Here is a 15,276-nt window from a genome sequence, read left to right as displayed (position 1 = left end):
CTAGCGGTTCCTGGCGGGAGCGGCGCCGGAGCTGCTGCCGGCATCCGCGGAAACCGGCAGGCGGGACAGGATGCTCCGCAGGACACTCTGTGGGGTTTCGCCGCCGGCCGAGGCCTTCCGGTCAAGGATGATCCGGTGCGCCAGGACGGACTCGGCCACCTGGCCGACGTCGTCCGGAAGTACGAAGTCCCTGCCGTCCAGAGCTGCTGTGGCCTTGGCGGCGCGGAGCAGTTGGAGCAGGGAACGCGGGCTTGCGCCCAGACGCAGGAGCGGGCTGTCCCGGGTGGCCCGGCCCACCGTCACCGTGTACTCCTTGATCGCCTGGGAGACGTACACCTGCTGCACGGTGGCGATCATGGACGCCACCTCGGCGGCGGTGACCACGGCGGTGACGCCGCCGAGGGGCGACATTGCCTGGTGGGTCTCGAGCATGTCGATCTCCGCATCCCGGTCCGGATATCCCATGGAGATCCTGGCCATGAAGCGGTCCCGCTGGGCCTCCGGCAGGGGATAGGTGCCTTCCATCTCGATCGGATTCTGCGTAGCCACCACCATGAACGGCTCGTCGAGGTGGTAGGAGGTGCCGTCCACCGTGACCTGATGTTCCTCCATGCACTCAAGGAGGGCGGACTGGGTCTTGGCCGACGCCCGGTTGATCTCGTCCCCAATGACGATGTTGGCGAAGACAGCGCCGGGCCGGAACTCGAAGTGCCGTGACGCCTGGTTGTAGACGGATACCCCCGTTACGTCAGACGGCAGCAGGTCCGGGGTGAACTGGATCCGGTTCACGGTGCAGTCCACCGTGCGCGCCAGCGCCTTGGCCAGAAGGGTCTTGCCCACGCCGGGGACGTCCTCCACCAGCAGGTGGCCCTGAGCCAGCAGGACCGTCAGGGCAAGCTGGGCGGCGTCCGGTTTGCCGTCGATGACGGTGTTGACCGTGTCCAGGATGCGGCGGGTGGCGTCATGGAATGCGCCGGCCTCCATGGGGACCGGCCGGTGTCCGTTGAGGCGGCCGGCTGCACCGGCGGGGACCGCCGTGGCGCGGCTTCCGGCGCCTGGGGCGTCAGCAGTGCGTCGGTAAGACTCCATCGGCAACCTTTCAGCGGGTACGGCCTGGCCGGGTCAGCAAGCCTGCCTTTAACCAGCCGTGGGCGCTCGCATCCGTATCTCCCAGATTACTAACACAACTGCTCCGGGCGGCAGGGAGTTCCGGTAAATCCGGACGGCCTTCCCGGCGTTAGGCTGGACGGATGTGTGATGACGCTGTTCCCGCCGCCTACCAGAGTGCAGATGCTGAAGAGTCTGCCGGTTCATCCGGGACTTCCAAGGTACGCATGTTTCCGCCAGCCCCGGAGCCGCTCCCCGTTCCGGTGATGGACAACCACACCCATCTGGACTTCCCGGACGGAAACGCCCCCGTGGGAATAACGGCAGCCCTGGACGCCGCCGCGGCCGTCGGGGTGCAGGGCGCCGTGCAGGTCGGCTGCGACCTGGAATCCTCGCGGTTTACCGCCGCTGCCGTGGACCTGGACCCGCGGCTCCTCGGCGCTGTGGCCCTGCACCCGAACGACGCGCCCCGTTACGCCGCACGGGGTGAACTGGAAGAGGCCCTCGCGGAAATTGAACAGCTCGCCGGACACCCGCGCATCCGGGCCATCGGTGAAACCGGGCTCGACTTCTTCCGTACATCCGGCGAGGGCCTGGCGCATCAGCGCTACTCCTTCCGCCGCCACATCGACATCGCCAAGCGGCTGGACCTGACCCTCCAGATCCATGACCGAGATGCCCATAGCGACGTCGTGCAGGTCCTCCGCGACGAAGGCGCTCCCGAACGCGTGGTGTTCCACTGCTTCTCCGGCGATCCGGACCTGGCCCGGATCTGCAACGAGGAGGGCTGGTGGATGTCCTTCGCCGGCACATTGACCTTCAAGAACGCAGACAACCTCCGCGAGGCGCTCGCGGTGGCGGACCCTGGCCTGCTGCTGGTGGAAACGGACGCGCCGTTCCTGACTCCGCACCCGCACCGGGGCAGGCCGAACGCGAGCTACATGGTTCCGTACACCGTGCGGGCCATGGCGGAATTGACAGGCTCAGACCTCGCCGGACTGTGCTCGGCCATCAGTGAAAACACCGTGCGCGCCTACGGATCCTGGGACTGAACGGTCCGGAGCGGGCAGGGCTTGATACATACCCGGTATGCACAATTCTTGGCTCGTTTATAACGCTACGGTTACAGTGGATGACTATTAGCCGGGGTCGGGGAAGGCCAGCGGGTAATTTCACTCCTTTTCGCGCCGGATGGTGCCGGGCCTTGGCCCGACCTGTCCGCCGGGCTGGAGTGTGGCGGCGCAAGGGTGCCCGGACAACCCTGTGAATGGTGGTCCCGGGCATTTTTACTGCGCTATCCCCGTGCCCGGATGGACCAAAAGTTACGGGCGATCGTGGTCAAGTTTTTTACGTCGGACGGCAAGTTCAGCTTCTTGAAGGTTGGTGTGCAGCTCCTGGTGCTGTGCGGCCTGGTGGCAGGCCTGGTGGCCTTCGTCGGCAATAACAAAACCATCACGCTCAATGTTGATGGCAAAGTTTCTTCCGTCCAGACGTTCGGTGGAACCGTGGGCCAGGTGGTCAAGAGTGCCAGCCTGGATCTGTCACCCGAAGACCGGGTGTCCCCGTCCATCGACGAATCGGTCCGCAATGGCACCGTGATCAACGTCAACAAGGCCAAGGAGGTCCAGGTCAGCCTGGACGGTTCCGAACAGACGGTGAACACCACCGCACCCGACGTGGCAGGACTGGTGACCGAACTCGGCGTCGCCAGCGCATCCTCCGTCTCGGTGCCCAAGGACTCGCGGCTCGCCGTGGAAGGGTCCTTCGTATCGATCTCCACGCCCAAGAACGTCAGCATTGTTGCCGACGGCAAGGTGGACACCGCCACCACCACCGCAGCCACCGTGGGCGAGGTCCTCGAGGAAGCGGGCGTAAGCCTCGGCGCCAACGACCGTTCCTCCCAGCCGGACAGCGCGCACGTGGTGGACAACATGGTCATCAAGGTTTCCCGTGTCCAGAAGGGCAAGACTGTCGTGGCCACCGAGGAAGTCCCCTTCGAGACCCTCACCACCGAAAGCGCGGACCTGCCCAAGGGGGAAGAGGAAGTAACCCGCGAGGGCACGCCCGGCACGCTGCAAAAGACGTTCAAGGTGGTTCTGGTCGACGGCCGCGAAGCCTCCCGGTCCCTGGTGGCTGAAACCGTGCTGGCCAAGCCCGTGGCCCGCAAGGTCACGGTAGGAACCAAGGAAGCCCCGAAGCCCGCGGCCACCGCCAGCAACACCGGCGCAGCGGCTCCGGCCATGATGAACGAAGCCATGTGGGACGCGATCGCCCAGTGCGAGTCCGGCGGCAACTGGAGCATCAACACCGGAAACGGCTACTACGGCGGCCTGCAGTTCGACATCCAGACCTGGATCGGTGCCGGTGGCGGTGCGTACGCCCCCAACGCCAGCCTGGCCACCAAGGCCCAGCAGATCGACATCGCCAACCGCGTCTACGCCGAGCGCGGCCTGCAGCCCTGGGGCTGCGGTTGGGCCGCCGGCGCCTAACCCCCACCGCCTGCCCCGCTGGGGGCTTCAATGGCCGGACCCGGATTTCCGGGCCCGGCCGCTGGCGTTAAGGACGACGGCGGCCGGTCCGGGCCGCGGGATAGGATACCTAGGTGACTGAACCGACCCCTGCCGCGCCCGCACCGCTCTTCGGTGCCTCCGACATCCGCAGGCTGGCGGAAGAAATCGGCGTCAGGCCCACCAAGACCCTTGGCCAGAACTTCGTGATCGACGGCAACACCATCCGCAGGATTGTGGCCGCCGCTGACATCGGCCCCGGCGAGACGGTCCTGGAAGTCGGTCCGGGCCTGGGCTCGCTGACGCTGGGACTCCTGGACGCGGCCAAAGCTGTGGTCGCCGTGGAAATCGATCCGGTACTGGCCGCCAAGCTTCCCGCAACGGTGTCGCAGTGGCGCCCCGGGACGGTTGATGCCTTCCACCTGGTCCACGCGGACGCCATGAAAGTCACCGAACTGCCCTTGGAACCCACCGCCCTCGTGGCAAACCTCCCGTACAACGTGGCTGTGCCGGTGGTGCTGCACCTGCTGCAGCACTTTCCCACCCTCCGGCACGGGCTTGTCATGGTGCAGGACGAGGTGGCCGACAGGCTGGCCGCCGGCCCGGGCTCCAAGACCTATGGTGTCCCCTCGGTGAAGGCCGCCTGGTACAGCGATATGCGCAAGGCCGGGGTGATCGGCATGAACGTGTTCTGGCCGGCACCGAAGATCCACTCCGGGCTGGTGGCCTTCACCCGCCGCGAGCCGCCGGCAACCACCGCTACGCGGGAGCAGGTGTTTGCCGTGGTTGACGCCGCGTTCGCCCAGCGCCGGAAGACGCTCCGCGCGGCACTGGCCGGCTGGGCAGGCAGCGCACCGGAGGCCGAACGCTGCCTGGTAGCTGCCGGCGTCGACCCCACCGCCCGCGGCGAAGTGATCGACATTGCCGCGTTCGCGCGGATCGCCGAGGCCAAGGAGGCCGGCCGGTGAACGCACTTTCCGGGCGGTTCGCGGCCAGGACGGTCCGCGTCAGGGCGCCCGGCAAGGTCAACGTCGCCCTGGACGTGGGGCCGCTCCGCCCTGACGGCTACCACTCCGTGGCCAGCGTCTACCTGGCCGTCTCCCTTTACGAGGAAGTAGCAGCCACGAGCGTGGAAACGCCGGGCATCACGGTGTCCATCAGCCCTGACAGCACCCTGGATCTGGACGGCATGGACATCCCGCTGGACAACCGGAACCTGGCCTACAGGGCGGCCGCCATCATGGCCGATGTTTCCGAACACGCCACCGGCGTACACCTCGAAATCACCAAGCGGGTTCCCGTTGCCGGCGGCATGGGCGGCGGATCGGCCGATGCCGCCGCAACCCTGCTGGCCTGCGACGCCCTCTGGAACAGCGGGCTGTCCCGCGAAGAGCTGGCCCACCTCGCAGCCGAGCTGGGCGCTGACGTGCCCTTTTCGCTGCTGGGAGGTACCGCCGTCGGCCTCGGCCTGGGCGATGACCTGTCCCCGGCGCTGGCAAAAGCGCAGACGCATTGGGTGCTGGTGGCCGCCGACTTCGGCCTCTCCACTCCAGAGGTTTACCGCACCCTGGATCGGCTCCGTGCGGCCGAAGGCGTGGAGGCGCCCGAGCCCGACGGGGTAGACCCGCGGATACTCACCGCCCTTCGCGGCGGCGACGCCGAAGCCCTGGGCACGGTGCTGGTCAACGACCTGCAGCGCGCCGCCATCGAGCTGGCACCTTCGCTGCGGGATACGCTCGGAATCGGCGAATCCCACGGCGCGGTGGCAGGCATGGTTTCCGGCTCCGGACCCACGGTGGCCCTCCTCGCCGAGGACTCCATCGCAGCCGAAGGCCTGGCGCAGGACCTGCGCCGCTTTGGCCTAAACGCCCTGCCGGTCCACGGCCCGGTACCCGGTGCGCGCATCGTGTCCGACACCCTCCTCTAGATTTTCCCTTACCCGCAGCAGAAAGCAGTTCCCTTTGGCACACCTTCTTGGCGGCGAGAACCTCACCGTTTCGTTCGCAACCCGCACTGTCCTGGACGGCGTCACCCTGGGGCTGGAAGAGGGCGACCGGATTGGTATGGTGGGCCGCAACGGCGACGGAAAGTCCACGCTGATGCGGCTGCTGGCCCTGCGCTCCACCCCTGACTCGGGACGGGTCACCAAGCGTGGCGACGTCAACATCGGCTACCTGGACCAGAGCGACGTGCTCGACGGCGACCTCACCGTGGGTGCCGCGATCGTGGGGGACCAGGCGGACTACGAATGGGCGCGCAACCCGCGGATCCGGGAAATCATGGGCGGGCTGGTGTCCGACGTCGACTGGCATGCCAACGTGCACGCCCTCTCCGGCGGCCAGAAGCGCCGGGTGGCCCTGGCCAAGCTCCTCATCGAGGACCACGACGTCATCATGCTGGACGAGCCAACCAACCACCTCGACGTCGAAGGAGTCGCGTGGCTGGCGCGACACCTGAAGAGCCGCTGGCGGGCCAACCAGGGTGCGTTCCTGGTGGTCACCCACGACCGCTGGTTCCTCGACGAAATCTGCACGAAGACGTGGGAGGTCCACGACGGCATCGTCGATCCCTTCGAAGGCGGTTACGCGGCCTACGTCCTGGCCCGCGCCGAGCGCGACCGCATGGCCTCCGTCGTCGAAAGCAAGCGCCAGCAGCTGGTGAAAAAAGAACTGGCATGGCTCCGCCGCGGCGCCCCGGCCCGCACTTCCAAGCCCAAGTTCCGGATCGAGGCGGCCAACGCCCTGATCGAGGACGTCCCGGCGCCCCGCGACTCGATGGCACTGAGCAAGATGGCTACGGCGCGGCTGGGCAAGGATGTCCTGGACCTGGAGAATGTGTCGCTGAACTTCCGGGATGACGACGCCGGCCGGAAGCTTTTCGACAACATCACCCTTCGTTTGGCTCCGGGCGAGCGCCTGGGCCTGGTGGGCGTGAACGGTGCCGGAAAGACCACCCTGCTGAAGCTCCTCAACGGGGAGATCACCCCGGATGCGGGCAAGCTGAAGCGGGGCAAGACCGTGGTGACGGCCGTCCTCACCCAGGAGGTCAAGGAACTCGACGACGTCGCGGACCTGCGTGTCATCGAGGTCATCGAGCGCGAAAAGCGGTCCTTCAACGTGGGCGGCAAGGAATTCACCGCCGGCCAGTTGGTGGAGCAGCTCGGGTTCACCAACCAGAAACAGTGGACCCCGGTCCGCGACCTCTCCGGTGGCGAACGCCGCCGACTCCAGCTCCTGCGCCTGCTGGTGGGAGAGCCTAATGTCCTCATGCTGGACGAACCCACGAACGACCTCGACACCGACACCCTCGCCGCAGTGGAGGACGTTCTGGACGGCTGGCCCGGCACGCTCGTGGTGGTCAGCCACGACCGGTACCTGCTGGAACGCGTCACCGACCACCAGATGGCCCTGCTCGGCGACGGCAAGCTCCGCGGCCTGCCCGGCGGCGTTGACCAGTATCTGGAGCTCCGCGAATCAGCCCTCGCCGGCTCCACGGTCACCGGCGGGGGAAATCCGGTCACCAGCGCCGGACAGGCCCAGCCGGGGGCCGCAGCGTCAGGCCCCTCCGAGGCCGAGAAGCGCGACGCCCGCAAGGCCCTTAATAGGATCGAACGCCAGCTGAAGAAACTCGACCAGCAGGAAAAGAAGCTTCACGACGACATGGTCAAGAGCACGGAGAAGTCCGACTTCGACGCACTCGCCCAACAAAACAGCCAGCTCAAAGACCTCAGGGACGAAAAGGACGCCCTGGAAATGGAGTGGCTGGAAGCCTCAGAGCTCCTGGGCGACTGATACCCAAGGGCCACTGCGCCGCGGCCGGTACCGGCACTCACCCCTCAGACTGCAGCTCCGGTTCCTTCTTCAGCCCGGTGAGTCCGTTCCAGGCGAGGTTGACCAGGTGCGCGGCGACGGTGTGCTTGTCGGGCTGGCGGGCATCCTGCCACCACTGGCCGGTCATGGCCACCATGCCCACCAGCATCTGCGCGTACATGGCGCCGTCCTCGCCGCTGAGGCCGCGGCGGGAGAATTCGTCGGCCAGCATGTGTTCCACGCGGGCGGTGACGTGTGAGAGCAGGGTGGAGAAGGCGCCTTCGGGCTGGGACGGCGGCGCGTCCCGCATGAGGATGCGGAAGCCGTCCGTGCGCTCCTCGATGTAGGTCAGCAGGGCCAGGGCGGCGCGCTCGACGAGGACGCGCGGCTTCGCCTCGTCGCCGAGTGCGGCATTGATGGCGTCCAGGAGGATGCGGAACTCGAAATCCACTACCTGGGTGTAGAGGCCTTCCTTGGACCCGAAGTGCTCGTAGATCACCGGCTTGGACACTCCGGCGCACATGGCGATTTCCTCGATGGTGGTCCCGTCCAGTCCCCGCGCGGCGAAGAGGCCGCGTCCGACGTCGATCAGTTGGCTCCTGCGCTGGAGCCCGGTCATGCGCGTCCGGGGGAGGGGGTTGTTGCTCACATTTCCATCATGCCCTACCGCTTCCCCGCGGAATTGCAGGCAGCGGAGCCGCAGAAGGGGCAGTGGAGGGCCCGGCCATGTCGCGCGCCGGACCGAAGCCGTGGCAAAATAGGGACTTGTGCCCGGGCCTCGTGCCCTGGGGCATGGTCCGCTCTGGTGTAACGGCAGCACCCCGGCCTTTGGAGCCGTGGAGTATAGGTTCGAATCCTATGGGCGGAACTGCCGGGGCGAGCAGCGTCCCGCAGGATGGCATGCGGTGCCCGGCCGGAATCCGGCGGACACGGCCGGCCAGCGAACCGAAGCAAGGAGAGCCCGTAAGTGATCCCCGAGAATGCCGGCCCCGCCGCCGTAATCGTTCTGGCAGCAGGCGCCGGTACCCGGATGAAATCGCGGCTCCCCAAGATCCTGCATGAAATCGGCGGCCGGTCCATGGTGGGGCACGCCCTCCTGGCCGCCCGCAGCATCAACCCCAGGCAGCTGGCCATCGTGGTGCGCCACGAACGCGACCTGGTGGCCCGCCACGTCAGCGACCTGGACCCCGCCGCCGTCGTGGTCGACCAGGACGAGATTCCCGGTACCGGCCGGGCCGTCGAGGTGGCGCTGGAAGCCCTGGACTCGCGGGGACTGCTGGAGGGCACCGTGGTGGTCACGTACGGCGACGTTCCGCTGCTCACCGCCGACCTCTTGGCAGAGCTGGTCTCCACCCACGAACGCGACGCCAACGCCGTCACCGTACTCACCGCCGTCCTGGACGACGCCACCGGTTACGGCCGGATCCTGCGCGCGGCTGACGGCACCGTGACCGGCATCCGAGAGCACAAGGACGCCACGGAAGCCGAACGCCAGGTCCGCGAGGTTAACTCAGGCATCTATGCCTTTGACGCAGCCGTGCTCCGCAGCGCCCTCGCCAAGGTGACCACCGACAATGCCCAGGGCGAGAAGTACCTGACGGATGTCCTGGGACTGGCGCGGGACGCGGGCGGACGTGTGGCCGCCGTCGTCACCACCGACCGCTGGCAGGTCGAAGGCGCGAACGACCGTGTCCAGCTCTCGGCACTCGGTGCCGAACTGAACCGCCGCACCGTGGAGGCGTGGATGCGCGCCGGTGTCACCGTGGTGGACCCGGCAACCACCTGGATCGACTCCTCCGTCACCTTGGACGAGGACGTCCGGATCCTGCCCAATACGCAGCTGCACGGCACCACTGCCGTGGCGCGCGACGCCGTCGTCGGCCCGGACACCACCCTGACCGACGTGACTGTGGGCGAGGGTGCCACGGTGACCCGCACGCACGGCTCCGGCGCGCGCATCGGCGCGGACGCCGCCGTCGGCCCCTTCACCTACCTCCGGCCGGGCACTGTCCTGGGCGAAAGCGGCAAGATCGGCGCGTTCTACGAGACCAAGAACGTCACCATCGGGCGCGGTTCCAAGCTGTCGCACCTGGGCTACGCCGGCGATGCCGAAATCGGCGAGGACACCAACATCGGTTGCGGCAACATCACCGCCAACTACGACGGCGAGAAGAAGCACCGCACGGTCATCGGCTCAGGCGTCCGCACGGGTTCCAATACGGTGTTCGTAGCCCCGGTCACCGTGGGGGACGGCGCTTACAGCGGCGCCGGTGCGGTGATCCGGAAGGACGTTCCCGCGGGCGCGCTGGCCGTCACCATGGCGGCGCAGCACAACACCGAAGGCTGGGTTCCGGCGAACCGACCCGGCACCCGCTCCGCCGAACTGGCCCAGGCGGCCACCACAAATTCCTCAAGTACCCCGGCATCTACAGAAGAGGGCAAGTAACCATGAGCGAAATTACGGCGCACGGCGAGAAGAAGCTGGTACTCGCCTCCGGGCGTGCCCATCCGGAGCTGGCGCGGGAGATCGCCAAGGAGCTCGGTACGGACCTGCTGCCCGTGGACGCCTACGACTTCGCCAACGGCGAGATCTACGTGCGTGCCGGCGAGAGCGTGCGCGGCACGGATGCGTTCGTCATCCAGGCGCACCCGGCCCCGCTGAACAACCACCTCATGGAACAGCTGATCATGATCGATTCGCTGAAGCGCGCCTCCGCCAAGCGCATCACCGTGGTGTCCCCGTTCTACCCATACGCCCGGCAGGACAAGAAGGGCCGCGGCCGCGAGCCAATCTCCGCCCGCCTGGTGGCCGACCTCTACAAGACCGCCGGCGCTGACCGCATCATGAGCGTCGACCTGCACACCTCGCAGATCCAGGGCTTCTTCGATGGCCCCGTGGACCACCTCATGGCCATCCCGCTGCTGGCTGACTACATCCGTACCCGCGTGGACGCCGAGAACATCACCGTGGTCTCCCCGGATACCGGCCGCGTCCGGGTTGCCGAGCAGTGGGCCGAGCGCCTGGGCGGCGCCCCGCTGGCCTTCGTGCACAAGAGCCGCGACCTGACCGTCCCCAACCAGGCTGTTTCCAAGACCGTGGTGGGCCAGATCGAGGGACGCACCTGCGTGCTGATCGACGACATGATCGACACCGGCGGAACCATCTCCGGCGCCGTGCAGGTGCTGAAGAACGCCGGCGCCAAGGACGTCATCATCGCCGCCACCCACGCCGTGTTCTCCGAACCGGCTGCGCAGCGCCTGTCCGAGTCCGGTGCCCGGGAAGTGGTGGTCACCAACACGCTGCCGCTGTCCTCCTCGCAGCGCTTCCCGCAGCTGACGGTGCTTTCCATCGCACCGCTGATTGCGCGCGCCATCCGCGAAGTGTTCGACGACGGCTCCGTCACCAGCCTCTTCGACGGCAACGCCTGACGTTCCCACGCGGCCGGCGCCGGGTACGTTTTCAGTAAACGGTCCCGGCGCTGCTAAACTGTTCAACGATACCTTGGCGAGGGAGAGCACCGGTAACCGTATGCGCGGGAACCCGTTGCAGGTCTCCGTTATCGACTGGGTCTGAATCTCCCTTCGAGGATGGGTTGGCTCCGGCCGCCCGGCGTTGAAGGTCGCAACAGACCTCCGCCCTTGCTGAACACCGTTTCATCTTCAAGGAGATATCCATGTCTGAGCAGAAGCTCGCAGCAGAACTGCGCACCGAATTCGGCAAGGGCTACGCCCGCCGCGCCCGGATGGCCAACCTGATCCCCGCCGTCATCTACGGCCACGGCGCAGAGCCCATCCACATTACCCTGCCCGCCAAGGCCACCACCCTGGCCGTCCGCACGCCCAACGCCCTGCTGTCCCTGGACATCAACGGCGAAGGCCACCTGGCCCTGGTCAAGGACGTCCAGCGCGACCCGATCAAGCAGATCATCGAGCACATCGACCTCCTGACCGTCCGCAAGGGCGAGAAGGTCACCGTTGACGTTCCCGTCCACGTTGAAGGCGAAACCGCTCCGGGCACCGTCCACAACCTCGAACTGACCTCCGTGTCCGTCGAAGCCGAGGCAACCCACCTGCCCGAGTCCGTCGAGGTCAGCATCGAGGGCCGCGGTGCCGGCGAGCACATCCACGCCTCCGACCTGGTCCTGCCGAAGGGCACCGTCCTGCTGACGGACGCCGACGCGCTCGTGGTCAACATCTCGGAGCCCACGGTCGTGGCAGAGGAAGAGACCGAAGGCGAGGAAGCTGCAGCCGAGGAAGCTCCCGCAGCTGAAGAAGCAGCCGAAGAAGCCGCAGCCGAGTAATCACCCGGCGTACTGCAATGGCCGGACCCCGCGGGGTCCGGCCATTGCCGTGTCCGGCCCCGTCCGCCTCCAACACCCTAGGATTGATCCATGACTGACACCTGGCTGATCGTTGGCCTTGGCAACCCCGGACCCCAGTACCAGGGCAACCGGCACAACGTAGGGCAGATGGTCCTGGACGAGCTCGCGGGCCGCATGGGTGCCGGGTTCAAGACCCACAAGGCACGGGCACAGGTCCTCGAAGGACGGCTGGGCATCGGCGGTCCGCGCGTGGTGCTGGCCAAGCCCATGAGTTACATGAACGTTTCCGGCGGACCGGTGTCCGCCCTGGCGAACTTCTACGGAATTGAGCCGGACCGCGTGGTGGCGGTACACGACGAGATCGACATCCCCTTTAATACCGTGAAGCTGAAAATCGGCGGCGGCGAAGGCGGCCATAACGGGCTCCGGGACATCTCCAAGGCCCTTGGAACGAAGGATTACCTGCGTGTGCGGGTGGGAGTGGGCCGGCCTCCGGGCAGGATGGACACTGCCGATTACGTCCTCCGCGACTTTGGCACCGCGGAGCTCAAGGAACTGCCCTTTCTGCTCGATGAAGCCGCGGACGCCGTGGAATCGCTGGTCCGGGAAGGGCTGACCGCAGCCCAGCAGCGGTTCCATCCGGCAAAGTCCGGGTAGCGCGTTCCCAAAACTTTAGGCCGTTCGGCCCTGTCTTGATGTCACAGGGTGGGGGTACTCTACTTCCTATGCGGGGGAGCAATGGGGCTAACCTCCGCTACCGGGGACGTAGGGGACGAGTTCATGTCAAACGAGCCACTCAGTTGGGGACGTGGGTTAGCGCTCCACAGCGTCGGGTTACGTAGCCGGGCTTTTTCGGCGCCCGAGGTTCCACACTGGTCAGCACCCGCCCGCAGCGCAAATCTCGAGGCGGTCCGGGCGGCACTCACGCGCGAAGGCTCGCTCGGCGCCGTCATCACCGGCCCCCGCGGAGTGGGGAAATCATCGTTGGCGCGTGCTGCCGTCGCTGACCTTGGCCAGGATGCCTGGCCGCTCCAGTTACGCTGCGGGCCCGCCGGCGCCGCCACACCTTACGGCTGCCTGTCCTTCCTCCTGGCACGACTGCCGCAGGCCTACATGGGATCGCCGACCGCCATTCTTCGGGGCATCACCTCCCTGATCCGTTCCGACGCAGGGGGCAGGCAGTGCGTCATCACGCTGGACACCTGCGGGGCCATTGACGACATGAGCGCCGGGGTGCTCCTGAACGTACTCATGACCGGAACGGCCAGGATCGTGGCCGTGGCGCCCAGGAGCAGCGACCTTCCCGTGGACTTCCACTGGCTGCTCGCCGACCGCCGGCTGAGCGAGGTCCGGCTGGACAACCTCAACGAACTGCAGACCCGGCAGGTGCTGCTTTCGCTCCTGGGCCACAAGGTATCTTCCTCACTGGTCACCACCTGCCACCACATGGTGGGCGGTAACCCGCTTCTCCTCAAGGCCCTCGTCGCCGAGCAGCAGCTGTCGGGCAACCTGGTGCTCTCCGATTCAGTCTGGACGCTCCGGGACAAAATCGTCCTGGACGGGGCCGCCAGCCTGGAGGACATCGTCCGGTCGCGCTGGTCCAGGGAAACGCCGGAGGCCCGCAACGTCATCGAAATGCTCGCCTGCGCGCGAAGGGTGGAGCTGACCAGGCTCAGCGCACTTTTCGGCGCAGACGTGGTGGCGGACATGGAGGATGCCGGACTCCTCGACATCGATTGCTCGGAACACCGTTGGGTCTCGCTGCGGGAAAAATACATCGGCGACGTGGTCCGCACCTGGCTGGGCATAGCGCGCCGGCGCGAACTCCGAGCATTACTGCTGGAGGGCGAGGAGCCGGACCCCGCCGGCATGACCGTCCAGGAACTGATGGCATTCGCCGCGTGGACACATGAGTGTGAGGCGGAGCTGGCTCCGGCGCTGGCGCTCGCCGCGGCCGATGCCGCTGTGCAGCTGTTCGACCCCAGGTTTGCCCTCACCTATGCCGATATGCTCCGCAGGGCGGACCCTGAATGGGTGCCCGGACAGCGCCGGAAAGCCGCTGCGTACCTGCAATTGGACCTGCCACTGCAGGCCATGGCTGCCCTGGAAGAGGTGTCCCGGCCGGAGCTGGACGGCCTGGACGTGGTGGAGTACGCCGAGGTAATCGCGGCCAAATGCCGGACCATGCTGTGGCTGCCCGAGCGAACGGCCGCAATACCCGGGCTGCTGGCGCAGGCCCGGCAGCGCATCGGCGCCGCTGCGGACACCCGGTGGCCCGAACCAGCGGCCCGGGCAGTCAACCGGATAGAGCTCAGCAGCCTCGAATATCGGGCCTTCACCGGCGAGTACCCGGCGATGATCCCGGACCTGGAAGCGGCAGCTGACCCCGTGCGGAACCCCGACACGGCGTACCGGATGCATGCCGGAATCCTGCTGATGGGCGCGCTGGCTGTGTCCGGAAGGGAGATGGACGCGCTTAGCCTCATGCGTCAGCTCGGAGGCCAGCTCAGCGACGCTTCGGAGGTGGTGGGACTGCGCGAGCGCTATCACCGGGAATCCTACCTGGTGCTCCTGCTGGCCGGCCAGTGGCGGCGTTGCGCGGAACTCCTGCCGGCCGAAGAGAACCGGGAACCCAGTTACCTGCCCTCCCGTACTGCCGGTGCAGAACTGGCAGCAGGTATAGCCAACGCCTTCGCCGGCCGCGGCGGGGAGGCCCTGGACCCGCTGGTGTCCGCGGTTGCGCAACTGGAACTCCAGCCCGTCCAGACGCCGCTGCGGACGGCCTATGCGGCCACCGCGCTCGCCTACGCCCAGACCGGCAACTCGGCGCAGGCCCGAAAGTACCTCGCCAAACTGCAGTCCGCCCCTGGCAGGAGCAGCTTCATTGCTGAGACCATCATCGGGTTTTGCGCCATGGTGGCCCGCCGCTGGCTCGGTGATCCGGATGCGGTGAAGGAGCTGAAGGAGCAGGCAGGGCTCAACGCCGCAGCCGGCCGGTACACCATCGCCGGAATTCATCAGCTGGCCGGCACCGTCAATGGAGGAGACGCCGACTTCCGGATCCTGGAGGACATGGCCGGCCACCGCCAGGGACCGCTGGCGGAGGTGTCCCGCCTCATCGCGTCCGGCAGCCGCAGCAAGGACGCGAAAACCCTGCTGGCCGGCGGTGAGCTTGCCGCCACCCTTGAGCTGGACGCCGTGGAGGCGCGCTGCATGGCCCTCGCGGTGGACTTCGCCCGCCACGACGGCGATGCCGCCACCGCGCGGACGGCGCAGGCCCGCCTGGACATCCTCGCGGCGACTGTGGCCCACCTTCCCATTGTTCCCACCAGCGGCAGCCCCCTGCTGACCAGCCGGGAACGCCAAATAGCCCGGCTGGCCGGAGGAGGAGCCTCCAACCGCGACATCGCCCTTGAGATGGGTGTCTCGGTGCGGACCGTGGAGGGACACCTGTACCAGGTGTTCACCAAGCTGGGCGTGACTTCCAGGGGTGATCTGACTGGACTCGTCTAACGGCCGCCGGCCCTCAGG

At 67.2% G+C, this 15,276-nt stretch carries 12 protein-coding genes and 1 tRNA gene; 11 read left to right on the top strand and 2 right to left on the bottom strand.

What is annotated here, in order from left to right; translation table 11 throughout:
- Positions 1-1,089 (bottom strand): AAA family ATPase, encoded by a 1,089-nt coding sequence (locus tag ACIQC0_RS01225; protein ID WP_377215334.1) that lies wholly within the window; start codon positions 1,087-1,089, stop codon positions 1-3.
- Between the two features lie 161 nt (positions 1,090-1,250).
- On the opposite strand from ACIQC0_RS01225, the gene ACIQC0_RS01220 reads away from it, so the two are divergent.
- From ACIQC0_RS01220 to ACIQC0_RS01200, 5 genes are all read left to right on the top strand, one after another.
- Positions 1,251-2,159: a TatD family hydrolase gene (locus ACIQC0_RS01220; protein WP_400532249.1), complete on the top strand. Its 909-nt coding sequence runs from the start codon at positions 1,251-1,253 to the stop codon at positions 2,157-2,159.
- 258 nt (positions 2,160-2,417) lie between these two features.
- A complete protein-coding gene (locus ACIQC0_RS01215) occupies positions 2,418-3,596 on the top strand; it encodes a transglycosylase family protein (protein ID WP_377215336.1) in 1,179 nt (392 codons plus the stop codon).
- Positions 3,597-3,709: 113 nt separating this feature from the next.
- Positions 3,710-4,582 (top strand): 16S rRNA (adenine(1518)-N(6)/adenine(1519)-N(6))-dimethyltransferase RsmA, encoded by an 873-nt coding sequence (gene rsmA / locus ACIQC0_RS01210; protein WP_400532248.1) that lies wholly within the window; start codon positions 3,710-3,712, stop codon positions 4,580-4,582.
- Entirely contained in the window at positions 4,579-5,541 is a 963-nt protein-coding gene (locus ACIQC0_RS01205; RefSeq protein WP_400532247.1) for a 4-(cytidine 5'-diphospho)-2-C-methyl-D-erythritol kinase, read from the top strand. The genes rsmA and ACIQC0_RS01205 overlap by 4 nt, the downstream gene beginning before the upstream one ends.
- 34 nt (positions 5,542-5,575) lie before the next feature.
- Positions 5,576-7,405 (top strand): ABC-F family ATP-binding cassette domain-containing protein, encoded by a 1,830-nt coding sequence (locus tag ACIQC0_RS01200; protein WP_400532246.1) that lies wholly within the window; start codon positions 5,576-5,578, stop codon positions 7,403-7,405.
- Positions 7,406-7,442: 37 nt separating this feature from the next.
- Here ACIQC0_RS01200 and ACIQC0_RS01195 read toward each other — a convergent pair whose 3' ends face one another.
- Entirely contained in the window at positions 7,443-8,042 is a 600-nt protein-coding gene (locus ACIQC0_RS01195) for a TetR/AcrR family transcriptional regulator (RefSeq protein WP_377215513.1), read from the bottom strand.
- Positions 8,043-8,219: 177 nt separating this feature from the next.
- Between ACIQC0_RS01195 and ACIQC0_RS01190 the strand changes: the two genes are divergently transcribed.
- From ACIQC0_RS01190 to ACIQC0_RS01165, 6 genes are all read left to right on the top strand, one after another.
- Positions 8,220-8,291 (top strand) — tRNA-Gln (locus ACIQC0_RS01190).
- 99 nt (positions 8,292-8,390) lie between these two features.
- Positions 8,391-9,869, top strand: coding sequence for a bifunctional UDP-N-acetylglucosamine diphosphorylase/glucosamine-1-phosphate N-acetyltransferase GlmU (gene glmU, locus ACIQC0_RS01185; protein ID WP_400532245.1), 1,479 nt, complete (start codon positions 8,391-8,393; stop codon positions 9,867-9,869).
- A gap of 2 nt (positions 9,870-9,871) precedes the next feature.
- Complete coding sequence (locus ACIQC0_RS01180; protein ID WP_377215341.1) at positions 9,872-10,852, top strand: ribose-phosphate diphosphokinase; 981 nt, start codon at positions 9,872-9,874, stop codon at positions 10,850-10,852.
- A gap of 245 nt (positions 10,853-11,097) precedes the next feature.
- A complete protein-coding gene (locus ACIQC0_RS01175) occupies positions 11,098-11,724 on the top strand; it encodes a 50S ribosomal protein L25/general stress protein Ctc (RefSeq protein WP_377215342.1) in 627 nt (208 codons plus the stop codon).
- A gap of 90 nt (positions 11,725-11,814) precedes the next feature.
- Positions 11,815-12,402: an aminoacyl-tRNA hydrolase gene (gene pth, locus ACIQC0_RS01170; RefSeq protein ID WP_400532244.1), complete on the top strand. Its 588-nt coding sequence runs from the start codon at positions 11,815-11,817 to the stop codon at positions 12,400-12,402.
- 123 nt (positions 12,403-12,525) lie between these two features.
- On the top strand, positions 12,526-15,258 hold the full coding sequence (locus ACIQC0_RS01165; protein ID WP_400532243.1) for a LuxR C-terminal-related transcriptional regulator: 2,733 nt from the start codon (positions 12,526-12,528) through the stop codon (positions 15,256-15,258).
- Positions 15,259-15,276 lie beyond the last annotated feature (18 nt).

Source organism: Pseudarthrobacter sp. NPDC092419 (assembly GCF_044755045.1).
In the GTDB taxonomy this organism is placed as follows: domain Bacteria; phylum Actinomycetota; class Actinomycetes; order Actinomycetales; family Micrococcaceae; genus Arthrobacter.
Note: the sequence above shows the minus strand (reverse complement) of the source record. Positions and strands in the feature narration are given on the sequence as shown.